The 24,150-nt window shown below is 61.3% G+C and carries 27 protein-coding genes, 1 tRNA gene and 1 pseudogene; 17 read left to right on the top strand and 12 right to left on the bottom strand.

All coding sequences use genetic code 11. The annotated features are described in order from the left end of the window. From QQJ84_RS07150 to QQJ84_RS07140, 3 genes and pseudogenes are all read left to right on the top strand, one after another. Positions 1-274, top strand: a pseudogene (locus tag QQJ84_RS07150) (4-hydroxy-2-oxovalerate aldolase); the annotation flags it as partial. Further along, a complete protein-coding gene (locus QQJ84_RS07145) occupies positions 271-1,041 on the top strand; it encodes a 2-keto-4-pentenoate hydratase (protein WP_284257441.1) in 771 nt (256 codons plus the stop codon). The pseudogene QQJ84_RS07150 and the gene QQJ84_RS07145, both read left to right, overlap by 4 nt. Positions 1,042-1,052: 11 nt before the next feature. Continuing rightward, complete coding sequence (locus QQJ84_RS07140) at positions 1,053-1,247, top strand: 2-hydroxymuconate tautomerase (protein WP_284257440.1); 195 nt, start codon at positions 1,053-1,055, stop codon at positions 1,245-1,247. Positions 1,248-1,558: 311 nt separating this feature from the next. Here QQJ84_RS07140 and QQJ84_RS07135 read toward each other — a convergent pair whose 3' ends face one another. After that, positions 1,559-2,350, bottom strand: a complete 792-nt coding sequence (locus QQJ84_RS07135; RefSeq protein ID WP_284257439.1) for an enoyl-CoA hydratase/isomerase family protein — start codon at positions 2,348-2,350, stop codon at positions 1,559-1,561. Between the two features lie 332 nt (positions 2,351-2,682). Between QQJ84_RS07135 and QQJ84_RS07130 the strand changes: the two genes are divergently transcribed. Beyond that, positions 2,683-6,159: an indolepyruvate ferredoxin oxidoreductase family protein gene (locus tag QQJ84_RS07130; protein ID WP_284257438.1), complete on the top strand. Its 3,477-nt coding sequence runs from the start codon at positions 2,683-2,685 to the stop codon at positions 6,157-6,159. A gap of 17 nt (positions 6,160-6,176) precedes the next feature. Here QQJ84_RS07130 and QQJ84_RS07125 read toward each other — a convergent pair whose 3' ends face one another. Both QQJ84_RS07125 and QQJ84_RS07120 read right to left on the bottom strand, forming a co-directional pair. Further along, entirely contained in the window at positions 6,177-7,313 is a 1,137-nt protein-coding gene (locus QQJ84_RS07125; RefSeq protein WP_284257437.1) for an acyl-CoA dehydrogenase family protein, read from the bottom strand. A gap of 3 nt (positions 7,314-7,316) precedes the next feature. Further along, complete coding sequence (locus tag QQJ84_RS07120) at positions 7,317-8,135, bottom strand: enoyl-CoA hydratase/isomerase family protein (protein ID WP_284257436.1); 819 nt, start codon at positions 8,133-8,135, stop codon at positions 7,317-7,319. A gap of 170 nt (positions 8,136-8,305) precedes the next feature. Here QQJ84_RS07120 and QQJ84_RS07115 point away from each other — a divergent pair, with 170 nt between their 5' ends. Next, the gene (locus QQJ84_RS07115; protein WP_284257435.1) at positions 8,306-8,893 is read left to right on the top strand and encodes an acyl-CoA dehydrogenase family protein; all 588 of its coding nucleotides are present in this window, start codon (positions 8,306-8,308) and stop codon (positions 8,891-8,893) included. 162 nt (positions 8,894-9,055) lie between these two features. Then, positions 9,056-9,484, top strand: coding sequence for a MarR family winged helix-turn-helix transcriptional regulator (locus QQJ84_RS07110; protein ID WP_284257434.1), 429 nt, complete (start codon positions 9,056-9,058; stop codon positions 9,482-9,484). A gap of 596 nt (positions 9,485-10,080) precedes the next feature. Here QQJ84_RS07110 and QQJ84_RS07105 read toward each other — a convergent pair. Then, positions 10,081-10,467: an FAD-dependent oxidoreductase gene (locus QQJ84_RS07105; protein WP_284257433.1), complete on the bottom strand. Its 387-nt coding sequence runs from the start codon at positions 10,465-10,467 to the stop codon at positions 10,081-10,083. Positions 10,468-10,654: 187 nt separating this feature from the next. Next, positions 10,655-10,744, bottom strand: a tRNA-Ser gene (locus tag QQJ84_RS07100). A 121-nt stretch (positions 10,745-10,865) separates the two neighbouring features. Between QQJ84_RS07100 and QQJ84_RS07095 the strand changes: the two genes are divergently transcribed. Next, on the top strand, positions 10,866-11,615 hold the full coding sequence (locus QQJ84_RS07095) for a Stf0 family sulfotransferase (protein ID WP_284257432.1): 750 nt from the start codon (positions 10,866-10,868) through the stop codon (positions 11,613-11,615). 2 nt (positions 11,616-11,617) lie between these two features. Here the strand turns inward: QQJ84_RS07095 and QQJ84_RS07090 are convergent, their stop codons facing one another. Continuing rightward, positions 11,618-12,868 (bottom strand): transglycosylase SLT domain-containing protein, encoded by a 1,251-nt coding sequence (locus tag QQJ84_RS07090; RefSeq protein WP_284257431.1) that lies wholly within the window; start codon positions 12,866-12,868, stop codon positions 11,618-11,620. Positions 12,869-13,154: 286 nt separating this feature from the next. Here QQJ84_RS07090 and QQJ84_RS07085 point away from each other — a divergent pair, with 286 nt between their 5' ends. From QQJ84_RS07085 to QQJ84_RS07060, 6 genes are all read left to right on the top strand, one after another. Next, positions 13,155-13,556: a hypothetical protein gene (locus QQJ84_RS07085; RefSeq protein WP_284257430.1), complete on the top strand. Its 402-nt coding sequence runs from the start codon at positions 13,155-13,157 to the stop codon at positions 13,554-13,556. Positions 13,557-13,641: 85 nt separating this feature from the next. Further along, entirely contained in the window at positions 13,642-14,535 is an 894-nt protein-coding gene (locus tag QQJ84_RS07080) for an ABC transporter permease (RefSeq protein ID WP_284257429.1), read from the top strand. A 3-nt stretch (positions 14,536-14,538) separates the two neighbouring features. Beyond that, positions 14,539-15,321, top strand: a complete 783-nt coding sequence (locus tag QQJ84_RS07075) for an ABC transporter ATP-binding protein (RefSeq protein WP_284257428.1) — start codon at positions 14,539-14,541, stop codon at positions 15,319-15,321. Between the two features lie 84 nt (positions 15,322-15,405). Then, positions 15,406-16,263, top strand: coding sequence for a D-amino-acid transaminase (locus tag QQJ84_RS07070; protein WP_284257427.1), 858 nt, complete (start codon positions 15,406-15,408; stop codon positions 16,261-16,263). Continuing rightward, positions 16,260-17,012, top strand: coding sequence for an alpha/beta hydrolase (locus QQJ84_RS07065; protein WP_284257426.1), 753 nt, complete (start codon positions 16,260-16,262; stop codon positions 17,010-17,012). Before QQJ84_RS07070 ends, QQJ84_RS07065 begins: the two co-directional genes overlap by 4 nt. A gap of 4 nt (positions 17,013-17,016) precedes the next feature. Then, complete coding sequence (locus tag QQJ84_RS07060) at positions 17,017-17,631, top strand: FMN-binding negative transcriptional regulator (protein ID WP_284257425.1); 615 nt, start codon at positions 17,017-17,019, stop codon at positions 17,629-17,631. A gap of 4 nt (positions 17,632-17,635) precedes the next feature. Here QQJ84_RS07060 and QQJ84_RS07055 read toward each other — a convergent pair whose 3' ends face one another. Continuing rightward, positions 17,636-17,971, bottom strand: a complete 336-nt coding sequence (locus tag QQJ84_RS07055; RefSeq protein WP_284257424.1) for a DUF1491 family protein — start codon at positions 17,969-17,971, stop codon at positions 17,636-17,638. Between the two features lie 100 nt (positions 17,972-18,071). Here QQJ84_RS07055 and QQJ84_RS07050 point away from each other — a divergent pair, with 100 nt between their 5' ends. Genes QQJ84_RS07050 through QQJ84_RS07035 form a run of 4 tightly spaced genes read left to right on the top strand, consistent with a single transcriptional unit; the run spans position 18,072 to position 20,821 of the window. Beyond that, positions 18,072-19,067, top strand: a complete 996-nt coding sequence (locus tag QQJ84_RS07050; RefSeq protein ID WP_284257423.1) for an ABC transporter substrate-binding protein — start codon at positions 18,072-18,074, stop codon at positions 19,065-19,067. Beyond that, positions 19,067-19,807 (top strand): ABC transporter ATP-binding protein, encoded by a 741-nt coding sequence (locus QQJ84_RS07045; RefSeq protein WP_284257422.1) that lies wholly within the window; start codon positions 19,067-19,069, stop codon positions 19,805-19,807. The genes QQJ84_RS07050 and QQJ84_RS07045 overlap by 1 nt, the downstream gene beginning before the upstream one ends. Next, the gene (locus tag QQJ84_RS07040) at positions 19,804-20,568 is read left to right on the top strand and encodes an ABC transporter permease (RefSeq protein ID WP_284257421.1); all 765 of its coding nucleotides are present in this window, start codon (positions 19,804-19,806) and stop codon (positions 20,566-20,568) included. Before QQJ84_RS07045 ends, QQJ84_RS07040 begins: the two co-directional genes overlap by 4 nt. Before the next feature lie 46 nt (positions 20,569-20,614). Continuing rightward, the gene (locus tag QQJ84_RS07035) at positions 20,615-20,821 is read left to right on the top strand and encodes a hypothetical protein (RefSeq protein WP_284257420.1); all 207 of its coding nucleotides are present in this window, start codon (positions 20,615-20,617) and stop codon (positions 20,819-20,821) included. Positions 20,822-20,993: 172 nt separating this feature from the next. On the opposite strand, the gene rplQ is transcribed toward QQJ84_RS07035, so the two are convergent. From rplQ to QQJ84_RS07010, 5 genes are all read right to left on the bottom strand, one after another. Then, a complete protein-coding gene (gene rplQ / locus QQJ84_RS07030) occupies positions 20,994-21,413 on the bottom strand; it encodes a 50S ribosomal protein L17 (RefSeq protein ID WP_284257419.1) in 420 nt (139 codons plus the stop codon). A 23-nt stretch (positions 21,414-21,436) separates the two neighbouring features. After that, a complete protein-coding gene (locus QQJ84_RS07025) occupies positions 21,437-22,456 on the bottom strand; it encodes a DNA-directed RNA polymerase subunit alpha (RefSeq protein ID WP_284257443.1) in 1,020 nt (339 codons plus the stop codon). Between the two features lie 79 nt (positions 22,457-22,535). Beyond that, the gene (rpsK, locus tag QQJ84_RS07020) at positions 22,536-22,925 is read right to left on the bottom strand and encodes a 30S ribosomal protein S11 (protein WP_284257418.1); all 390 of its coding nucleotides are present in this window, start codon (positions 22,923-22,925) and stop codon (positions 22,536-22,538) included. A gap of 39 nt (positions 22,926-22,964) precedes the next feature. Beyond that, positions 22,965-23,342 (bottom strand): 30S ribosomal protein S13, encoded by a 378-nt coding sequence (rpsM, locus tag QQJ84_RS07015; RefSeq protein WP_284257417.1) that lies wholly within the window; start codon positions 23,340-23,342, stop codon positions 22,965-22,967. A 136-nt stretch (positions 23,343-23,478) separates the two neighbouring features. Then, complete coding sequence (locus QQJ84_RS07010) at positions 23,479-24,144, bottom strand: adenylate kinase (RefSeq protein WP_284257416.1); 666 nt, start codon at positions 24,142-24,144, stop codon at positions 23,479-23,481. Positions 24,145-24,150 lie beyond the last annotated feature (6 nt).

Below are 24,150 nucleotides of genomic sequence, written 5' to 3'. Positions count from 1 at the left end.
CGATTTGTTCAAACTGATGGATGCAGCGGATGATCTGGTGCGCCCGCTGCAGGACCGCCCGGTGCGGGTCGACCGCGAATCCTTGAGCCTTGGCTACGCGGGCGTGTATTCCAGCTTCCTCCGCCACGCCGAAAACGCCGCCAAAACCTATGGCGTCGACACCCGCGAAATCCTCACCGAACTCGGCAACCGCCGCATGGTCGGCGGCCAGGAAGACATGATCATCGATGTCGCACTCGACATCCTCAAACAGAACAAGGTAGCTGCAGCATGACAAATCTCTCAGAACTGGCCGCAGGCCTTGACGAAGCCGCACGCACCGCAACCGCGGTGCCGCAGCTCACCGACACCTACCCAAACCTCTCGGTAGCAGACGCCTACGCAATCCAGACCCTCTCCGTAGCCCGCCGTTGGGCGCGCGGGGAACGCCGTGCCGGCTACAAGATGGGCCTGACCTCGCGCGCGAAAATGCAGCAGATGGGTGTTGCCGAAGTCATCTGGGGCCGCTTGACCGACGCGATGCGGCTGGAAGAAGGCGGCGAAATGTCGCACGCGCGCTACACGCATCCGCGCGTTGAGCCCGAGATCGCCTACATCATGCGCAAACCGCTATCAGGCAACGTCTCGCTGGCCGAGGCACTGGACGCAGTGGAAGCCATTGCCCCAGCGATGGAAATTATAGACAGCCGTTACAAAAATTTCAAATTCGCATTGGCCGACGTTATCGCCGACAACTCTTCCTCCTCGGGTTTTTATCTCGGTGCCTGGGCCAATCCCTCCACTGATGTCGCCAACCTCGGCATCGTCATGGAACTCAACGGCCGCCCTGTGCAAATCGGCTCCACTGCAGCAATTCTGGGCAACCCGATCCGCTCGCTGGTCTCCGCCGCGCGCCTTGTCGGTAGCGTTGGCGAGAGTTTGCAACCCGGCGACATAGTCCTCGCCGGCGGCGCCACCGCCGCCCACGCGCTCAGCCCCGGCGATTTTGTACGCACAAGCTTCCAAAATCTTGGTGCTGTATCCTTCAATGTTACCGCATAAGGGAGCTTGACATGCCAATCGTGGAAGTAACCATGATCGAAGGCCGCAACTATGAGGCCAAGGCCGACATGGTGGAGAAGGTAACGGACGCGATCGTTGCCTCCCTCGGTGCCCCGCGCGATTCGGTACGCATTATCATCCGTGAAGTCCCTCCCTGGCATTTCGGTGCCGCGGGCGTCCTTAAGGGCAAACCGCCGGGCGCATGAGCACAGCCACCGACTCGGATCGGAGTCGTTGCCAGATCATTGCCGCCATGTTGGGGATGATGAGCGTCCAGCCAATTCCCGCACCATCGCGACTGAAACGGTAGCAATATGGCTGTTCCGCTGAGGGTAGAGAGAAAACATGCAGAAAATTGCTTCGCTAATCACACACAGCGATACCGAGCGCGGCCGCCTCTGTGGCGCCAGGACCGGCACAAGCGGCGCGATCAGCGCCCAATGAACATCTCCTACCAGGATAATGTCTGACGGAGGGCGATCATCGAGGCCGATCTCATCATTCAGCCGGTACCGCGTTATTCGCCTTTATAGACGGGTTTACGTTTTTCCTTGAAGGCATTTACCGCTTCCACAATATCTTTCGACAGCAGCGTCAAATTTTCCAGCGCCATTGAATACTCAAAAACTTCACCTGCCCGTTGCTGCATCACGCGGTTGAGGGAGCGCTTGGTGCCTTGCACCGCGAGGGGGGGAAGGCTGGCGATGCGCCTAGCGATTGCGCGTGCGCCGGGCAGCGCGTCTTCTGGGCTGTCGACCAGGTCAGTCACCAACCCGCGCGCATAGGCGGCTTCGGCATCGATGAAGTCGCCTGTGAGCAGGTGCCGCTTTGCCCACATCATGCCCATTGCTTGCGGCCACACAACGCAACCGCCGTCGCCGGCGACCATGCCAGCCACGACATGCGTATCCGAAAGGCGCGCCCTGCGCGCCGCCACCACCGCATCGCAGGCCAGCACGACATTGGCGCCCAGGCCATGCGCATCGCCGTGCAGCGCCACAACAATCGGCACGCCCGCATCGAGCAGGGTATTCATGAGCAGCCGGCCGGTCTCATGAAAATCCTGCCGGACTTTCGGATCGGCCTGAATGCGGAAAACCTCGTTCAGATCCCCCCCGGCGGAGAAAGCCTTGCCGGTGGATGCCAGCACGATGACCCGGACCTCCGGCCGCTTGCGTAGGCTGCTGAGCACGTCGACCAGTTCCTCATGCATTTGCTGGTCGATCGCATTGAGTTGCGCCGGGCGGTTGAGCGTGATTTCCATCACATGATCACTCACCTCGACGAGAATTGATTGATACTGGTTCATGGCAGCCTCCTACGCGCATAATTTATCTTGCTCTGTGCATGGCTAGCATCTGATCTGCCATAAGTTCAAGCGCCCCGTGATGATTCCTTGCGAGTCCTGGGAGACTATGCAAATGCCCCGGCGGTCTTTCGGTTTTGCGGGAAGTGTTCAAGCCGGACGCGGGCGGATGTAATGCGGCAATCGTTCGTGTGGATTACGGCATTGCATAGTTCAGGCAGAATATGTAATGTCATGTGGTACGCGAGACTTACGAATAATGTAATGTTATTTGTTGTTCGCAAATACCGAGTGGCGGCGTGACCATAAAAGCCACCACCATTGGGAAGATCGGCATGACCAAGACGGCAGTTCAGCTTGATGACAAATACACGCAGGAGGACGGGCGGCTTTACCTGACGTCCATGCAGGCCCTGGTGCGCTTGCCGATTGTGCAGCATCGCCGGGACCGCGCCGCGGGATTGAACACCGCCGGTTTCATCACGGGCTATCGTGGCTCACCGATCGGCACTTACGATGCCGCGCTATGGGCGGCGGGTAAGCTCCTAACGGAACACAATATTGAATTTCTGCCTGGTGTGAACGAGGAGTTGGCGGCAACGTCCATTCGCGGCGCGCAACAAATGGAGTGGTTTGCAGGGCCGAAATATGATGGTGTGTTCGGCATTTGGTATGGCAAGGGGCTGGGCGTGGATCGCGCCACCGAAGCGCTGAAGATGGCAAACTTCGAAGGTGCGGCAAAGCATGGCGGCGTATTGGTGGTTGCCGGCGATGACCATGCGGGCAAGTCCTCGGCGACCTGCCATCAATCCGAGCAGGCGCTGGAATCCGCGGTTATCCCAATCCTCTATCCGTCCAACACGCAGGAAATTCTTGAGTTCGGTCTCTATGGATGGGCGATGTCGCGCTATTGCGGAGCGTGGATCGCGTTGAAGGCCACCAACGATACGCTGGAAGTAACAGCTTCCATTCATGCCGAAAACGGACGCGCGAACATCATTTTGCCGGGTGACGCCGACTTCAAGATGCCAGCCGGCGGTCTGAATTTACGCCGCAATGATTTTCCCGCGCCGCAGGAGGATCGCGCGATCAACGTGCGCCCGGCTGCCGCGCAGGCGTTTGCGCGCGTCAACGGGCTGGACCGTATTATCATCGACGGTCCGCGCCGCGAACTTGGCATTGTCACCACCGGCAAGCCATATCTCGATGTACGCCAGGCGCTCAGCGACCTTGGTATTGATGACGCCCGTGCCGCGCAACTTGGCATCCGGCTCTACAAACTGGGGCTCACCTGGCCGCTCGACCCGGTGGGTGCCACCGCATTCGCGCGTGGCCATCGCCAAATTTTCGTCATCGAGGAAAAGCGCGCCTTCATCGAGACGCAGCTCTCGCGGATTCTCTTCAACATGGATGCTGGCCGGCCCTCGCTCGTTGGCAAGCAGGACGAGGCCGGGCGCACGCTGCTGCCCGCCGCCGGCGATCTCAATGCCGCAATCATCCGCGAGGCGCTGTTCAACCGCCTGCAGGCCCTTGGCCTGGCCGATGCCGCGCTTGAAGAGCGGATGGCGCGGATCAAAGCGGGGTATGAGAAGGGCATCAACGCCGTTGGCTCAAATGTCATCCGCACCGCCTATTTCTGTTCCGGCTGCCCGCACAATACCTCAACCCGCATCCCCGAAGGCTCCGTTGCCTTCCAGGGGGTCGGCTGTCATGCGCTGGCCGCCTATTTCATGCCGGACCGCCCGCACGCCTGGACCGGGCAGATGGGCTCTGAGGGTGCCATCTGGCTTGGGCTGTCGCCTTTTGTTGATGGCGTGAAGCATGTTTTTCAGAATCTGGGAGACGGCACCTATTTCCACTCCGGCATTCTCGCCATTCGCGCCGCGGTCGCCGCCAAGCGCAATATCACCTACAAACTGCTATATAACGATGCGATTGCCATGACCGGTGGTCAGCCGCTGGAGGGTGAACTCTCAGTTCTCCAACTCGCCCAGCAACTCTTCTGGGAAGGCGTGAAGCCGGTTATCGTGGTAACCGACGAGCCGCATAAATACCCCGCCGTCACCTGGCCGGATGGCACCAGCATTCATCACCGCGACGAACTGGACAAAATTCAGCGCGAACTGCGTGAAAAGCCCGGCGTGACGGCGATCATTTACGACCAGACCTGCGCCTCCGAGAAGCGCCGCCGCCGCAAGCGCGGCAAGTTTCCGGATCCGAACAAGCGCGTGCTTATCAACGAGGATGTTTGTGAAGGGTGCGGCGATTGTTCGGTGCAATCCAATTGCATGTCAGTGCAGCCGCTTGATACCGAATTTGGTCGCAAGCGGGTGATCGACCAATCGAGCTGCAACAAGGATTTCAGCTGCCTGAAAGGCTTTTGCCCAAGCTTCGTGACCGTTGAAGGTGGCACGTTGCGCAAGGCCGAAGCCTCCGCGGATGGTGACGTGCTCACGGCGGCATTGGCGCGCATCCCCTTGCCGGCCGCGGCGGCGATGGGCGCGAACTATGATGTGCTCGTCACCGGCATCGGCGGCACCGGCGTCCTCACCGTCTCCGCCGTGCTCGGTATGGCGGCGCACATTGAGGGCAAGGGTGCGACCATCATGGATATGACCGGCATGGCGCAAAAAGGTGGCGCCGTGCTGAGCCATTTGCGGATCGGGGCTTCGCCAGAAACGATTTTCGCGCCGCGCATGGGGCCGGGCATGGCCAGCCTGATCCTCGGCTGCGACCTTGTCGTCACCTCCGGCAAGGAAGTGCTGCAAACCGCGCGCGCCGGTGAAACACGCGCGCTCGTCAACAGCCACGTCGTGCCAACCGCGCAGTTCCAGGCCAATGCGAAAATGGATTTCGGCAGTGGACGTTTGGTGAAAAGCATTGATGACGTGGTCGGCGCCGGGCTAACCCACTTTGTCGATGCAACAACGCTGGCAACCGGCATTCTGGGAGACTCGATTGCCACCAATATGTTCATGGTGGGGTTTGCCGCGCAGTTGGGATTGTTGCCACTATCCATTGGGTCGATTGAGGAAGCGATCCGGCTGAACGGCATTTCGGTTAGCTCCAATCTGCGAACTTTTGCCTGGGGGCGTGTGGCCGCGGCTGAGCCGGCCACGGCCGAAGCTGTTGCCAGCAGGGTTGCAGCCGCGACCCGGCATGATATCTCCCAATCACTCGACGAGGTGATCGCCAAACGCCTTGAGCTTTTGACCAGCTACCAGAACGCGGCATGGGCGGATGCTTACAGCGCGGTCGTGGAGCAGGTCCGCAAGGCGGAATCTGCCATCTCGACCGATACGGTCTTGACTGAAGCGGTTGCACGCAACCTTGCCAAGCTGATGACCTATAAGGACGAATATGAAGTGGCGCGGTTGCATGCCAGCAGCGCGCAGGCTGCCCGTTTGGCGGCTTCCTTCGATGGTGATTTCAAGCTGAAATTCCACCTCGCGCCGCCGCTGCTTGCGCGCAAGGACCCGTCAAGTGGCCTGCTACGGAAAATGGAATTCGGGCCGTGGGTGCTGCCCTTTTTCAAGCTGCTCCAAAAAGGCAAGATCCTCCGCGCCACGGCATTCGACATTTTTGGCTATACGGCTGAACGGCGGACCGAGCGGCGGCTCATCGCGGACTATAAGGCGATGATTCTGGATCTGATCACCCGGCTGACGCCTGCCAATCTGGCGGTTGCCGCCGAACTGGCTGGTTTGCCGGATGAAATACGCGGGTTCGGCCATATCAAGGACGCGAATATCGCGAAGGCCGAGGCACGCAAGGCGGGGCTACTCAATCGCGCCTCGGCGGCGCCAAAGTAGATCTACGAAACAGTCTCTCAGATTGATCGGGCGATTGAAAGCCGCATGATCTCCGATGATCCACCGTAGATGCGCGTTACCCGGGCGGCGGTGTATAGTTTGGAAATCTGGTATTCATCCATATACCCCGCGCCGCCATGCAGTTGCACGCATTGGTCCATCACCCGGCCCTGCATTTCGGTGATCCACAACTTCGCCATGGCTGAACGGACATTGTCCAGCCCGCCGGCCATCGCCTGTCCGATGCATTGGTTTAAGAATGCGTGGCCCTGGGCCAGATCGGTCTTCATTGACGCCAACACGAACTGACTATTTTGGAAATCGATCACCCGGCTGCCAAAGGCGGTGCGCTGACGGGTGAATTCCACCGTGAGATCGAAGGCTCGTTGCGCTTCTCCCAAGGAGCGCACTGCGATCAACAACCGCTCGCGGGGCAGTTCGGACATGAGTACGCCAAAACCGCCGCCCTCACGGCCGAGCATGGCCGAGGAGGGCACGCGCAAATTGTCAAAAAACAACTCGGCGTTATCGCCCGCGTTCATGCCCATCTTCTTTAGCGGCTTGCCGCGGGTGATGCCTGGTGAATCCAGTTCCACCAGGAACAACGAGACCCCTTTGGCGCCGGCCGCCGGATCAGTTTTCACCGCGACGATCGCAAGATCGGCAATCAGCCCGCCGGAAATATAGAGCTTGGCCCCGTTGATCACATATTCATCGCCATCGCGAACCGCGGTGGTGCGGATGGCCGCAAGGTCGCTGCCCGTGTGCGGCTCGGTCATGGCAACCGTGAGCACCGTTTCGCCGGAAACCACGCGCGGCAGCCATTTATTCTTCTGTGCCTCAGTGCCAAAATTAAAAATGTGAAAGGCTGGCAGGTCCTCCTGCAGCAACACGCCTGCCGTTTCAGCGCCGGGGCAGGCACCGAGCTCCTGCGCCACGATGATATGGTGCAGGAAATCACCACCCGGTCCGCCGTAGGCTTCCGGCAGCGCGGCGCCGATAAAACCTTCCGGCCCTGCCTTGCGCCAGAAATTACGGTCCGGCAGGTGGGCCTCTTCCCAATCCTGGTAATATGGAGTTACCTCGCGTGCCAGGAACGCGCGCAGGCTGCGGCGGAAGATTTCATGCTCGGTGCTATAGACACTAACGGCCATGCTTCAGCGCCCCTTGAAGTCTGGTTCGCGTTTGCCCTCAAAAAAGGCGCGCAGCCCCTCCTTAACGTCGGCGCTATGCGCGACAGAGGCATAGGCTTCCGCTTCCAACGCGCCTTGTTGAAGCATGGAGTTCGCAAAAGACGCGTAGATCAGCCGCTTGATTTTGCCATACCCTTGAGTTGGCCCTTTGGCGAGCCGGGCCAGAAGTTTCTCTGTTTCCGCGGCGAGTTCGGCCTCCGGCACGACAAAGTTGACGAGACCGATTTCCTTCGCCTCGGGCGCCTTGATGCGGTCGCCCAGCAGCGCCATTTCCAGTGATTTGCGCAAGCCAACATGCCGCGGCAGGAAATAGGTCAGCAGGCCATCGTTACTGCCGCCATGCAGGATATGCGCGGCCCAGAAGAACGCGGTATCGGCGGCGATCACGATATCGCACGCGCCAATGAAGCCAACAGCCGCGCCGGCAGCGCCGCCCTGCACACTGGCCACCACCGGCTGGTTCAACCGGTGCATCACGCGGATCATCTCGTTGTAGCGCTGAATATGGGTCTCATTTTCCAGGGTGATATCGGCATCGCTCTTTGCGGCAGGGTCGCCGAGTGACTCCAGATCGCCACCGGCCATGAAATGCCGCCCCTCGCCACGGATCAGCACTGCCCGCACATCAGGACGATGCCGCAACTCGTTGAAAAATGCACGCATAGGTTCAATCATGCGCGGGTGGAAGGCGTTGGCTTTTTCCGGACGAGTAAAGGTCAATGTCGCCAAGCCGCCTTCGATGTTGACGGAAAAGTCACTCCGGTCCGGTTTTCCGGTCGTCATTCTGGTCCTCCTGGAGCTTGTTTTTCTATATTTTAAGCACCTCGCGTAATCCGTCGCAAGTAAGAAAGGACTACTTATTGACAATTAGCCTAACGCACTGAAAACTGCATAGACCTGAAGGAAGCAAAAAATCATGCGGGGCATAAAGAAAATCAACCATACCTAGCGCGGTGAGAGATCGCGATCACTGGGTGATCACTGGTTCGAAAGCATGGATCACCAACGCCAACCATCTTGATGTTTGCCTGCTGGCCGCGCGGATAAAGGATGGCGAACCAAACTCGCGTTTTGGCCTGTTCCTCGTTGACGCTCACACGCCGGGTGTGAGCAAAGGCAAGCCGTTCGAGACGATGCTGCGTGGCTGCAGCAATCTTGGTGAATTATTCTTCCAGGACGTGCGCGCCGGTGAAGACCGGCTGCTGGGCGGGCCGGCGGCCAGCGGCATCAGCCAGGCCGCGCGCACACTCAGCGTTACACGCACGCTGTATGCGGCGCGTTGCGTGGCAGCTTGCGAACTCGCGTTGCATAAGGCCATCGCCTATTTGGGCGAGCGGCAAGGCTTCGAAAAATCATTGTTCGATCTGCCACTGGTCAAGGTAAAACTGGCTACCGTGAAGATGCAAATCAAGGTGGCACGTGCCTTTGCCGGCAAATGCCTGGTGGCGGCGCGCGAGGGCATCGCTACGCCATGGGGGTGTCGGAAATGCCTATGGAAACGATTATGCGGTCGTTATAACGTCCGTTGCGCCGATGAGTAGGATAGATTGGCATCTTTACTTATTGTACGCGTTGCAAGTATCTGCTAATGGCAGATTTTATATAAATTCAGGGCTAAAATGGCTAAGGATAATAGTGCGGATTTGGTTGAGGCCGAAGAGGAGGAGTTCGAGGAACTCTTTAGCATGCCAGGAGTTTCTGCGATGGACACGCTTGACCTTCGGATTGGTTTCCTGCTTCACGACGTATCGCGCCTTCGCCGTAGCGCCTTCGACCAGTTGATGAAGCCGCTGGGTGTTACCCGTTCACAATGGTGGGTTGTTGCTCATATTTCGCGCAACGAAGGCATTATGCAGCGCGAATTGGCGACCTTGCTCGACATTGGAAAGGTGACGCTGGGGGCGATCATCGACCGGCTTGAAACCAGCGGTTTGATCGAGCGCAAGTCAAACCCCGATGATCGCCGTGTTTGGCAAATCTACCTCGCGCCAGCGGCCCATGATCTTATCCGTGAAATGCGCAAAGCCGAAAAAAAGCTTAACCGTACAGTCCTCAAAGGTTTTTCGCCAGAAGAGCGCGCGGGGCTTGCTGACATGCTGACCCGGGTAAAAAAGAACCTGCGCAAGGAGTAGCGCGCAGATTATCGATCTCTTCCGTGATTCCTTGGAAAGATATAAAATCGAAAATCAGGCCACACAATCTGGTACATCTTATTTTCCCTGCAATGGTCTTAACCGTTCCTTCATCCCTCTTCGCACATACGCCGGATCTGGCGAACTCATGCGCATCAGATTCTGATTTGTGTAAAACAGTGCAAGCCACACTCGGCTAGTGACATTTGTTATACATATAGCGCACGATACGCTGGCTACGAGAAAAGACGGGATGAGCATGCCGGGAAATGCATCTGGGCTCGGCTCCATGGCCCAAAAATTTTAGGGTGCCGGTGAGGGCTGCTCATCTGACTGCGTACAATCTTGATTCTCTGACGGTCAGTGAGGTCGATGACCCCATGCCTGGGGACCGATGATAATTACATCGCAATCAAAATTCGCTGTGCTCATGCCGTCCTCACGGATCGCCGCCTGCAAATCACGCGGCGTCTTTGCATCACCAGCAATTTCCAGCACCGGCACCCGGCGCGGCAATCTGCACGCCATCCATCCCGGGCAGGCCACCCGTTGCCACGGCCACTGCATCGGGCTTTTCAGCCAGAACGTCCTCCGCCTCAACATAAATGTTGCACTTCTACGCCGAGACGGTAGCGTTCCTGTTCCTGCCAAATGGTTATGTCCGCCAGGGTTTTCAGCCGCGGCGCCAGTTTGGAGATGTTGATGTTGCCACCAAGTTTTGGCCGCGCCGCCAGCAGCGTTACATGGCGGCCGCTAAGTGCCGCCATGCGCGCCGCTTCCATCCCCGCGGGTCCGCCACCGATCACCAGAACTTTTTTCGGCTCTTTGGTGGAAACAATAAGATCCTCCGCAAGCATAAGTTCCGCACCAACGGCGGGATTCACCGCGCAGCCCAGCCGGGGCGAGGTCAGCAGACCGCCAACACAGCCTTGATTGCACGATATGCACGGCCGCACTTGCTCCACGCAATCCGGGGCCCGCATTTTTCACCTTGGCTGCCGATAACTTATTGATTGCATGCGCCATGACCCCAAAAACCTACCCATTAATTAACCCACAAAAGAGCCACAAATACCCCCCCGATTTCTGTCAACAGCCACGGAGAGAATATCTGACAACCAATTGAAATAAATGTATTTTCATACAGAAATGGACGAGCCTGGAGGGAGTTGGCGGAGAGACAGGGATTCGAACCCTGGGTACGCTTTCACGCACACACGCTTTCCAAGCGTGCGCCTTAAGCCGCTCGGCCATCTCTCCCGCGCGGAGGCCTGCATAGCTAAACCCGGCCAATATCTCAAGGGCACCGAAGCGGGAAAGCGCACAGGGGAGTTGCCCACCCATGGGTTGTGTTTTATTATTCATTAACAAGGTAAGATTGATGAATAGTATCTTCGAGGTTTTCCCCGACCTGCGGCAGCTTGCGGATAACCGCTTTGCCGGGGTGAGCTGCGCCAAACCCACGATCATGCTCGCCATGACAGCGCGCACCGGCAGCACACATCTGTGCGCGGCGCTGGAGGAGGCCGGGGATGTCGGCCGGCCGGGTGAGATTTTCAACCCGCGCGGCGTGGCGGCCATGGAGCGGCAGCGGCGCGGGGTGGAACTGTTCGCTGATTACATGCACTCCTTCGCCACCGGCCCCAGCCCGGTGTTCATCTTCAAAACCAGCTGGCAGGACTTCGCCCCGTTCGCGCAGGACTGGCGGACGCTCTTCCCCAACCTGCGCGTGGCCTACCTTGACCGTAAAAACCTCGCGGCCCAGGCGGTCTCGCTTTACCGCGCGCAAGTTTCGGGAAACTGGCACCAGCCGGCGGGGCAGGCGCACGCCCAGGCGCAAGACCCGCGGCAAAACTTCGACCTGCAGCGAATCTGCACGCTTATGCAGGAGCTGACCGATGAAAAACGCGCCTGGGAACAATTTTTCCACGCCGAATCATTAACCCCGGCCCGGTTATTTTACGAAAATTTCCATAACGACATAACCCAGGCCCTGCGCTTTCTGGCGGCGGAAATGGGGCTCGGGCTACGCGCCGACATCCCCCCGGGGGTCGGTTTGCGCAAGCTCGCCGACTCCACAAACCGCGACTGGACCGAGCGCGTGCAGCGGCATGTGCTGCAGATGACCTGAAATCAGGATTGTTCCTCGGGCCGCAGAACCATGCATCCGGTCGGCCCGCTGGAGAGCCGGTTGCAGGCATTCACCGCGTCGTCATGCGGCAGCCCCACCACGCGGGCGCGGTATTTCACATGCCCGGCACTAACCACTGATACCACCACGGGATGCCCATTAACCAGCATCTGCACCGCTGAAAGCTCGGCCAGGCCCAGCGCCGCCCGCGCGTTGGACGAGGTATCGTAAGCGCCAACCTGAATACCCCAGCCCGCGTGGCTGGAAGGAGGCACATAATCGGGCTGCGGCCTGGGCTGGGCCTGGGCGAGGGTATGCGCCTGATAATGCGGCTGTGGCGCAGTGGTATCGGCCATTGCAGCGGGTATGATAGAGAATGAAGGATGCGGCGCTGGCGGCGGCGGCGGTTCCGGCACAGGCGCGGGCGCGGCAAGAGAGGCCACGGCCACCGGCGCGGGTGAATACACCGAGGACACGGGGGACACGGGCGGCGCGATTGATGCCACCTCCTCCGGCGCCAGCGGATTCTGTTGTATCTGCGGTGCCGGCGCCTCAGGGGTGAAGCCCGGCGGCAGAATGCCAGGCACTTCAGAGGCCGGTTGCGTGTTCAGGGCCAGCTGGTCGGCCTCGGAGCGGTGTGCCGGGTAATAGCCCTGGATATTCGGCGCGATCATGGCGACGTAGTTCATCGTCTCGCCAGGCAAGGGGGTGTGGTAGTTCATGTAGGAGTCCAGCCGCCCCGGACCGGCATTATACGCAGCCAGAAACCCCGGCGAGCCATAAACCTGATACATCTCGTGGATATAGGCGGTCCCCGCCATGATATTGTCATAAGGGTTGAACGGGTCCGTCCCCAGCCCATAACGCGATGCCATCTCCTGATACGTCGCAGGCTCCAGCTGCATCAGCCCCATCGCGCCGGCGGCGGAAACCGTGAGCTGCCCGCCGATATATTCATGCCCGCCGGATTCAACGCGCATCACCTGGCGGATCCAGGTCGGCGGCACATCAAACCGGGTAGCGGCGAGGTTTATATAAGGCCCCCAAGGATCGCTGGGCGGGCCAGGGGGGGAATAATTTCCCGCCGCATGGGTCCGGTAATAGTCAAGTGAATAACCAGTCTGAGCGGTCTGGTTGCCGCCTGCGCAGGCGGACAGCAAGGCAAGGCCGGCACAGCCCAGCACAAAGCGGACACCACGGCCCGAATAACCTGGCACCACCAACACAGGCCAGAAACGGAATCTTGCGCTCACAGTCTAAGCCTCCACTTTATAGCCAACGGGCCACGAAGATGATCATATCTCCCAGACCGCCAGCATTGCGCGCGGGGCGGATCAAGCGGCCACGCATCAGACAAAACCATATCGCGAAAGCCGCTGCGGGCGGCTTTTGGCATGATACCATCATCTTGCGTGTATCTCGCTCAATAACGGCTTAAACAAGGCAGCGTAACCCATTAAGCTAGAACATAACTTACAGCAAGAAAAACTTCTGGCCCGCCCCGCTATCTCGCCCCCGCGCGCAATGATAAACAAGGCCATGCCCCCGCAACCTCCCGCCCCGCGCCTGAACCATTCCCGGAAAAACACCTGTTTGGCGCTGTTTGGCGCCCTGCCCCTGCTGGCTGGCTGCGCCACCCGCGCGCCGGTGCAACCCGTGGCGCAGACCTCGCCGCTGAGCGGGCGGATGAGCAGCGGCACCGTGATTGCCGTGCGCGCCGTGAATGTGCCCACCGGGAATGCCGCCCTGGCGCAGGTGCTCACCAGCCTGGGGCAGCCCTCCGCCGGTGACCCGCCGCCCGCCGAGGAGGTCGTCATCCGCCGCCCCGATTCCAGCATCGTCTCCGTGATCGAGACGCAGCAGCCCGGGCAGCCCAGCTTCACACCGGGAACGCGCGTGAACATCGCCGAAGCCGCGGCAACAGCCGTGCGTCCTCAATAATCCGCGATCATACTTTAACAACTCGTCATGCGGGGCCGTGGCGGTTGATGCTGCTGCGCCATTCCGCTATCGCGAGGGGATGAACATGATTGCGCCAGACCAGGGGCAGGCCGCGGTTGAGGTTTCTCACGCCGCCACGGCGCCGGGGCGGCCGGTTACCATCATGGCCAGCCGCGATTGGCGCGGGCGCCTCACCCTGGCAGCGGCCGACCTCACCGAAACGCTGCGCCTTTGGCCGCTGGTCTGGACCCTCAGCCTGCTCGACATAAGGCTGCGCTATCGCGGCTCGCTGCTCGGCCCGTTCTGGCTCACACTCTCAACGGCGGTGATGGTCGGCGCCATCGGGTTTTTATATTCGCGCCTGTTCCACCAGAACATCTCGGCCTACCTGCCGTTTCTCTCAATCTCTCTGGTGCTGTGGAATTTCATCAGCACCGTCACCTCCGACGGCTGCATCTGCTTCACCCAGTCCGAGGGCATGATCCGCGCCATGCGCATGCCCCTCTCGCTGCACGCGGCGCGCGCGGTGCTGCGCAACATTCTGGTGCTGGCGCATAACATTGCCGTCATCGCCATCGTCTTCGCGGTGTTCCACACCGTGCCCAGCCTGGCCAGCTTCAGCCTGCTGCCCGCCGCGGCGCTCTGGGTGGTTGACGCCATGGCCCTCACCCTGCTGCTCGGCGCCTTCGGCACGCGCTTTCGCGACATTCCGCCGATCGTCGCCAGCGTGGTGCAGATCGCCTTCTACATCACGCCGATCATGTGGAACCCCGCCATGCTGACGCATCGCGGGCTGAGCATGGTGCTGGTGACATGGAACCCGTTCTACGCGCTGCTCGAGATCATGCGCGGCCCCCTGCTCGGCGGCCCGCTGGACTCCACCGCCTGGACCGCGGCGCTGGGCTACTCCGCCGCGCTGGTGCTGCTGGCGGGCGCCGTGTTCGCCCGCACGCGCGCGCGCATCGCATACTGGGTGTAGCGCATGGCCAAGCTGCTGATCGAGAATGTTTCCGTCCGCTTCCCGCTGTATCATGGCGAGAGCCGCAGCCTGAAGAAAACCGTGTTCGCCGCCGCCTCCGGCAGGCTGGGGGAAGACCGCAAGCACCGCCTGGTGGTCGAGGCGCTGCGCGATGTCTCCTTCTCGCTGCGCACCGGCGACCGGCTCGGCTTTATCGGCGCCAATGGCGCCGGCAAAACCACCCTGCTGCGCAGCATGGCCGGCATTTATGAGCCGGTATGCGGGCTCATCACCATCGACGGCGCGGTGACCGCCCTGCTCGACGCCAACCAGGGCATGAACCTGGAAATGACCGGCCGTGAAAACATCCGGCTGCGCGGGTTGTTCAACGGGCTGAACGAGCTCCAGATCAACCAGCTGCAAGCCGACGTGGCGGCATTCGCCGGGCTCGACCAGTTCCTCGAATTGCCGGTGCGCACCTACAGCTCGGGCATGATCGTGCGGCTCGGCTTTGCGTTGGCCACCGCCATCAAACCGCAGATTCTCCTCATGGACGAGTGGATCCTGGCCGGCGACGCCGCCTTCATGACCAAGGCCCGCCACCGCCTGGAAACCATGGTGCGCGGCGCTGAAATCCTTGTGCTGTCCTCGCATAATGCCGATGTCATCCTGCGCTGGTGCAACCGGGTGATCTGGATGGACAGCGGGCAGATAAAGGCCGACGGCCACCCCGAGGAAGTGCTGGCCGCCTACCTGCCGCCCGAGCAATTCGCCCATGCCATGGCCGCCGCGGAAGACGCCGCCTGAACCACGAACAGCGCAAGGAATAACCGATGCAACAGCGCCCTCTCCGCCAACACACGCGCACCGCGCGGCAGGTAAGCTAGCGCCATGGCCGCGATCGCCTATGTGAACGGACGCTACCGCCCGCTGCGCGAGGCTTCGGTGAATGTCGAGGATCGCGGCTTCCAGTTCGGCGACGGCATCTACGAGGTACTCTACGTCCACAACCACCGCCTCGCCGACGCGGAGCTGCATCTGGCGCGCCTCACCCGCAGCCTGGGCGAGATCGGGCTCAACCTTACGCTCTCCCCGGCGGCGCTGCTGGTCATCATCCGCGAGGTGCTGCGCCGCAACCGGGTGAGCACCGGGCTGGTGTATATGCAGGTGACCCGCGGCGCCGCCCGGCGCGACCATCCCTTCCCCGCCGTGCCGGTGCGCCCCAGCCTCGTCATCACCGCGCGCACCCGCCCGGCCCCGCCCACGGATATTGCCGCCTGGGCGGGTTCGGCCATCACCCTGCCCGACGAGCGCTGGGCGCGCTGCGACATCAAATCCACCAACCTGCTGCCCAATGTGCTGGCCCGGCAAAAGGCCCGCCTCTCCGGCGCCTATGAAGCCATTTTGCATGACAGCCAGGGCTATGTGACCGAGGGCGCGGCCAGCAACGTATGGATTGTCGATGCCGCCGGCACGCTGCGCACCCGCCCGCTCGGCCAGGAAATTTTGCCCGGCTGCACCCGCGCGGCGGTGCTGGAAATACTGCATGGCGCGGGCATCGCCTTCGCCCAGACCCCCTTCACGCTGGAGGCCCTGCGCGGCGCGCGTGAGATCTTCCTCACCAGCGCCACCTCCTTCGTCAAACCCATCACCCGGCTGGACGGCACCTCCATCGGCAACGGCCACCCCGGCCCCGCCGCCACATTGCTGCTGGAGCGCTACCTGCAACATATCGGTGCCGCACCATGAAGCTTGAGATCGCGCACCTGCCCGCTGAAGGCGCCAGGCGCGGCTGCGTGGTCTTCCTGCATGGCGCCTGGTGCTGGAACTGGTACTGGAAACCCTATTTCCTCCCGTATTTCGCATCGCGGGGCTACGATTCGACCGCCTTCAGCCTGCGCGGCCACGGCGGCAGCGAGGGCCGCGCGCAGCTCAACGCCTTCTCCATCGCCGACTATGTCCGCGATTTGCGCGCGGTGGTGGAGACGCTGGAAAACCCGCTCATTGTCGGCCACTCGATGGGCGGCTTCATCACCCAGGCGTATCTGACCCAGCACACCGCCCGCGGCGCCGTGCTGCTCGCCTCGACTCCGCCAAAAACCGCCTTCACGCCGCTGTTAAAAACCTTGCTCACCGGGCTAACCTCCCCGGCAACCGGCGATCTTGGCATGCTGCGGCGGCAGATGTTCTCGCGCGGCCCGGACGACCGTTCAATGGACGCCTATCTGCACAACATCCAGGCCGAAAGCCTGCGCGCCGCCGGATCGATCATGCTGCGCGGCATCAAGCATCCTGAACGCATCAAAACCCCGCTGCTGGTCATCGGCGCCGGGCAAGACCACCTGGTGCCGCCCCCCGCGGTGGCGCTCACCGCGCGCACCTACCGCACGCAGCCCGTGATGTTTGACGAAATGTCGCATATGCTGATGCTGGAACCACGCTGGCAGGATGTCGCCGATACCATCATCGGCTTCGAGACCAGCCTCGCAAAAGGGTGACACCATGTATAATCCGCCGGCCTTCGTGGAAAACGACCTAGGGGAACTCCAGGCGATCATGCGCGCCGCCTCGCTGCCGGTGCTCATCTCGCCGGGCAAAACCGGCCTGCTCGCCACCCATCTGCCCCTGCTGTTCGAGGCGCCCGACCGCCTGACCGGCCATGTCGCCCGCGCCAATCCGCATTGGCGCGATTTTGACCCAGCCGCAGAGTCGCTGGCCATCTTCACCGCCGCCGACGGCTACATCAGCCCGTCTTTCTACCCGAGCAAGGCCGAGACCGGCAAAGTGGTGCCGACCTGGAACTACCAGACCGTACACGCCACCGGGCGGCTGGAAATCACCGAAGACCCCGCCGCGCTGCTCGATATCGTCACCCGCCTGACCAACCGCTACGAGACCGGCCGCCCCGCCCCCTGGGCCGTCGCCGACGCCCCGGCCGATTTCATCGCCAGCCAGTTGAAGGGCATCATCGGCATCACCCTGCACATCACCCTGCTGGAGGGCAAAAACAAGCTCAGCCAAAACCGCCTGAAACAGGACCAGATCGGCGCGCTGGCGGGTGTGGCGCGCGAAAACCCCGCCCTGGCCGAGGCCATGCGCAAGGCGAACAGTCTATAAAAGTCTAAACCAGCCTGCCCTCGAACGGCGGCAGATAATCCGCCGCGTCAAACTCAAGCACCCATAAATCCGGATCGTAGGAAACCTGTTTTTTCACATAGGCGTCGGTGGTTTCCTCGTTTACCGGCGTTGGCCCCGTGCCGCGCATCCAGGCCAGCTCGCCGCCGGGTTCGCGGAACTGGGTGAGCACCATATTGCCGCTGCGCCCGCGCAGGATCACCAGCACACCGCCAGCGTCGGCATCGCCCTTGCGGATGACCATGCCCGGCTTGTTGTCCGCACTGCCGATCCGCAACGCGGCTGACACCCAGATTCCCGCCTTGATCCGTGGCTCACTCATGCTAATCCCTGATTCCAATAGCATTTCCGCGACGATACGACGCTACCCCCTCCACTCTGCTCGGCCCCCGCCCTTTGCTCAAGCCCCAAGGAGACGTCTCATGTCCCGCCCGGTCCAGATTGCCGCTGTTCTCGCCGCCTGCCTGGCCTTCGCCCCCGCCGCGCACGCCGCCGCCAACAAAGTGACCTTTGGCCTCGATTGGGTCGCCGAACCTGAATACGGCGGCTATTATCAGGCGCTGGCCACCGGCATCTACAAAAAATACGGGCTGGATGTAAGCATCCAGGAGGGCGGGCCGAGCGTGAACAACGCCCAGCTCCTGGTCGCCGGGCGGCTGACGTTTGACATCACCTCCAACGCCTTCCTGGCGCTCAACTTCGCGCAGGAAAACATCCCCTTCGTCGCCGTAGCTGCCGGGTTCCAGAAAGACCCTGACATCCTGATGGCGCATCCCGGCGCCGGCGAGGATAATTTCGCCGCGCTGAAGGGCAAGCCGATCGCCGTCAGCTCCGACACGCGGGCAAGCTGGTGGATCTATCTGCGCGCCAAATACGGCTATTCCGACTCCCAGCTGCGCCCCTACGGCTTCAGCCTGGCCCCCTTCTTCACCAACCCAACCGCTGTGCAGGAGGCTTATGTCACCTCCGAGCCGTATCTGGTGCATCAGCAAACCGGCACATGGCCCGTGGTGATGATGCTCTCCGACTCCGGGTTTGACGGTTACGCAAGCCTGATCGCCACCAGCAGCAAACTCGTGCAAACCGACCCGGACCTGGTTCAGCGCTTCATCGAGGCCTCCGCAGAAGGCTGGTATTCCTACCTCTACGGCAACCCGGCCCCCGCCTTCAAAGCCATTCTGGCCGCCAACCCGGACATGACCCCCGGCCTGATGCAATACGGCTATGACCAGCTCAAGGCGCGCGGCATCGTCGACTCGGGCGACACCAAAACGCTTGGCATCTACGCCATGACCGATGCGCGCTGGGCCTCCTTCTTCAACCAGATGGCCGCCGCCGGGCTGTATGATAAATCGATGAACTACAAGGCCGGATACACCCTGCAATTTGTCGACCATGGTTTCGGCCTGAAGAAATAATGGTCTCGCTGCGCGCGGTCTCCAAGCAGTTCCCCAGCGGCACCCGCGCGCTTGAAGACATCAACGCGGATATCGAAACCGGGGAATTCGTGGCACTGCTTGGCCCCTCGGGCTGCGGCAAGTCCACGCTGCTGCGCCTGCTGGCGGGGCTGGAGGCGCCCAGCACCGGGCAGATCGCCTGGGATGCCGGTCATAAGCCCGGCCCCGGCGACATCGGCTATGTCTTTCAGGACGCAACCCTCCTCCCCTGGGCCACCGCGGCGGAGAACGTATATCTGCCGCTGCGCCTGCGCGGCCAAAGCCGGGCGCAGGCCGCCGCCCTCATCGGCACCACGCTGGCCCGAGTCGGGCTGGCCGAATTTGCCGGCGCGCGGCCAAAGGCGCTTTCCGGCGGCATGAAAATGCGCGTCTCCATCGCCCGCGCGCTGGTCTCCAACCCCATGCTGCTGCTCATGGACGAACCCTTCGCCGCGCTGGACGAATTCACCCGCCACCGCCTGCAGGAAGACCTGCACCTGCTCTGGCGCGAGACCGGCAAGACCATCATCTTCGTCACACATTCCATCTATGAGGCGTCGTTTCTGGCCAGCCGCATCCTGGTGATGTCGCCCCGCCCGGGCCGCATCGCCGCTGACATCCGCGCCAGCGTGCCCGAAGGCCCGAACCGCCGTGAATGCGCCGAATACATCGCCCTGGTGCATCAGATAACCGAAACCTTCCGCCAGGTGATGCCCGCATGAACAGGTTGCTGGAACGCCTCGCCCCCTTCGCATTCGGCGTGCTGGCGCTCGGGCTGTGGCAGGGCAGCGTGTGGGCGCTGGCCGTACCGGCATACGTGGTGCCCGGCCCCATCGCCATTTTCAACGCCTATCTGAGCGACTACGCCATCCTCAACCCGGCGCTGCTCTCCACCCTCACAGTCACCATCACCGCCCTGCTCGCCGCCACTCTGCTCGGCGTGTTCCTGGCTGTCGCCATGGCCGCCAGCGCGCTGTTCCGCGCCGCCATCCAGCCCTGGGCGGTGATATTGCAGGTCACCCCCGTGGTCGCCATCGCGCCCCTGATCATCATCTGGGTCAACCAGCCGTTCGTGGCGCTGGTGGTCTGCGCCACCATCGTCGCCTTCTTCCCCATTCTCTCCAACACCGCCGCCGGGCTGGCCGCCACGCCGCCGGAGCTGCTGGACCTCTTCCGCCTCAACGGCGCCACCCGCTGGCAAACCCTCTTCCTGCTGCGCCTGCCCTCGGCCCTGCCGAATTTCCTCACCGGCCTGCGCATCTCAGGCACTCTCGCCCTCGTCGGCGCGGTGGTCGCCGAGTTCGTCGCCGGCTCCGGCGGCTTTGCCTCCGGCCTTGCCTACCGCATCATCGAAGCCAGCTACCGGCTGGAAATTCCCCGTATGTTCGCAGCCCTCGTCCTGCTCGGCGTCAGCGGCATCGTCATCTACGCAGCGCTGGGATTTTTGGAGCATTTTTTACTCCGCAAGCGCAACGCAGCTTGAACTTTCCCGCCCACTCTGCAACCTTCCGCCCAAACCGGAGACCAGTATGACCACCGATACATCCAAGACTCTCAGCAAAGGCCAGCTTGCCTACGAAACCGAACGCGCCAGAAAAGCCGGAAAATCACTCGACGAATGGCTGAAACACAAGGCCCGCACCGCCGCCGAGGAGGCGCAGAAGACCGCGCCCAAGCCGGTGAAAAAACCTGGGCTGTTCACCCGCCTGCTCGATAAGGCCCACAAGCCGCTTTAGAGTGCGATCGTTTGAGGTTCGCTCGGATGAGCGAGCCGAAAACGTGAATCGCCCTCGAAAAACAGGTTCGAGCATGATCGCACTTAAAGCGATCAAGCTCTAAGCGCGCCAAATACCGGCACAAAAAAGGGCAGACCTCGGTCTGCCCTTTTCGTATCCTATGGACTGAGAATTACTCAGCGTCTTCTTCGGCCACTTCCGGGCGCGGACCACTATCCTGACCCTTGGCGGAAACGTCGCGGTCGATGAACTCGATCACGGCCATATCGGCGGCGTCGCCATGGCGCATACCGGCCTTGAGCACGCGGGTGTAGCCACCGGCGCGGGTCTTGTAGCGGGTTGCCAGCGCGTCAAACAGCTTGGCGACGATGGTCTCGTCGCGCAGCTGGTTAAATGCCTGGCGCTTGGCGTGCAGATCGCCGCGCTTTCCCAGCGTGATGAGCTTTTCAGCCACCGGGCGCAGTTCCTTCGCTTTCGGCAAGGTGGTGGTGATCTGCTCATGCTTGATGAGCGCGACGGCCATGTTCCTGAACATGGCAAGCCGATGGGATGAGGTGACGCCGAGTTTTCGACCGCTGAGACCGTGACGCATGGTAAATTTTCCTGTTTAGGCTTTTAGAAGGGTTGGTCGGAACGCTTGGCCAGTTCCTCGATATTCTCGGGCGGCCAGTCGGTCACGGTCATGCCAAGGGACAACCCCATGACGGTCAACACTTCCTTGATTTCGTTCAGAGACTTGCGGCCGAAATTCGGCGTCCGCAGCATCTCCTGCTCGCTCTTCTGCACCAGATCACCGATGTAGACGATGTTATCGTTCTTCAGGCAGTTCGCACTGCGCACGGAGAGTTCAAGCTCATCGACCTTGCGGAGCAGATTCGCATTGAACGGCAACTCGATCCGCGGCTCCTCGGCGCGCAGGCGCTGCGGCTCCTCGAAGTTCACGAACATGCCGAGCTGGTCTTGCAGAATGCGCGCCGCCAGCGCCACGGAGTCTTCCGGGGTGATGGCGCCGTTGGTTTCCACCTGCAGGATCAGCTTGTCATAGTCGGTCACCTGGCCAACGCGGGTCTGTTCAACCCGGTAGGACACGCGGCGAACCGGCGAATAAATCGCATCAACCGGGATCAGCCCGATCGGCGCATCTTCCGGACGATTGGCCGACGCGGCCTCATAACCGCGGCCGGAGCCGACAGTGAATTCCATGCCCAGGCTCGCGCCCTCATCGAGCGTGCAAAGCACCAGGTCCGGGTTCATGATCTCGATATCGTGCCCGGCCTGAATCTGCCCGGCCTTAACTTCGCCGGGGCCGGTCGCGGTCAGCACCATGCGCTTGGGCCCCTCGCCATGCATCCGCACGGCAAGCTGCTTAATGTTCAGCACGATGTCGGTCACGTCCTCGCGCACGCCAACCAGCGTGGAGAATTCATGCAACACGCCATCAATCCGCACAGCCGTAACCGCGGCGCCCTGCAGCGACGACAGCAGGATGCGGCGCAGCGAATTGCCCAGCGTCATGCCAAAGCCGCGTTCCAGCGGCTCGGCGATAATGGTGGCCACACGGCCGGCGTCGGAACCAAACTCGATATCGAGATGCTCCGGCTTGATGAGCATTTGCCAATTGCGTTGCAGCGACAAATTCGATTCTTTCAACATTCAACCCTCCGGCCCGGCGGCGGAAATCCGCCCTGGGCCTTAACCAAAATTCAATCCCGGCTCAGACGCGGCGGCGCTTGCGCGGGCGGCAACCATTATGCGGAATCGGCGTGAGATCACGGATGGCGGAAATCTGGAAGCCAACGGTCTGCAGGGCGCGCAGCGCGCTCTCACGTCCCGAACCAGGGCCGCTCACTTCGATCTCCAGCATTTCCATGCCGTGTTCGCGCGCCTTGCGGCCAGCATCCTCAGCAGCCACCTGGGCGGCGTAGGGGGTGGATTTGCGGCTGCCTTTGAAACCCTGGCTACCCGCCGTCGACCAGGCAATGGTGTTGCCCTGCGCGTCGGTGATGTTGACCATGGTGTTGTTGAAGCTGGCGAGAACGTGCGCAACACCGGAGATGATGTTCTTGCGTTCTTTCTTGCGGGGGCGTGAGGCGGGCTTCGCCATATCGGTATTCCTGTAACTGCTGACGTGATGGGCGAAAGTTTACTTCGTGACTTTTTTCTTGCCGGCGATCGCCACGGCCTTGCCCTTGCGGGTACGGGCATTGGTGTGCGTGCGCTGACCGCGGACCGGCAGGCCCTTACGGTGGCGCAGGCCACGGTAGCAGCCGAGATCCATCAAACGCTTGATGTTCATCGCGTTCTCGCGGCGCAGATCGCCCTCGACGCGGTAATCCTTGTCGATCAGCTCGCGCAGACGCAGAATCTCATCTTCGGAGAGCTGGTTAACCCGGCGCTCCTCCGGGATGGCCAACGCCGTGCAAATGTCACGAGCCTTAACCGGGCCAATGCCATAAATATAACGAAGGCTGATCAAAACACGCTTATTCGTGGGAATGTTAACGCCGGCAATACGCGCCACGTGGTCTCTCCTGAGGTCATAACAAGTTGCGGCGCCCCAAACGGAGGCGCCGCGAAAGCGGGTTATAGCGCCCGCCCGAACAGAGTCAACGAAGAACTATCAATTTTTCGTGATCAACCCGGGCAGCACCGACAATTTAGCTAGCCGCGACGCCAATCTGGCGCAACACAGCCTCGATCTGAGCCTGGACCTCGTCCATCTCAGCCATGCCATCAACCGAATAGAGCCGGCCTTTGGCCTTATAATAGGGCAGAATCGGCGCCGTCTGGGCGTTGTAAGCCTCCAGCCGCGCATGCACCGTCTCAGCCTTATCATCCGGGCGGCGGATGAATTCCGTACCGCCGCAAACATCGCATACACCAGCCTGCTTTGGCTGCTTGAACGTGTCGTGGTAGCCAGCCCCGCATTTCGCGCAGGTGAACCGCCCGCTGATCCGCTCAACCAGCACGGCCTCATCCACCTTCAGCTCGATCACGGCGTCCAGATCCACCGCGGTCTCATGCAGCAGCCTGTCCAACGCCTCGGCCTGCGGCACGGTGCGCGGGAAGCCGTCGAGAATGAAGCCCTTCGCACAATCCGGGCGGGAAATCCGCTCCCCGATCATACGGATGATCAACTCGTCAGAGACCAGACCACCGGCATCCATGATGCTTTTGGCTTCCAGCCCGATCGGCGAACCAGCCTTCACCTCGGCCCGCAGCATGTCTCCCGTGGAGATCTGCGCAACGCCATAGCGGCTCTCCAAAAACTTTGATTGGGTTCCTTTGCCCGCTCCGGGCGGGCCAAGCAGAATCAGTTCCACGGTCTA

Source organism: Acidocella aquatica, from assembly GCF_030160635.1.
Taxonomy (GTDB): domain Bacteria; phylum Pseudomonadota; class Alphaproteobacteria; order Acetobacterales; family Acetobacteraceae; genus Acidocella; species Acidocella aquatica.
This window is presented reverse-complemented; position numbering and strand designations above follow the sequence as displayed.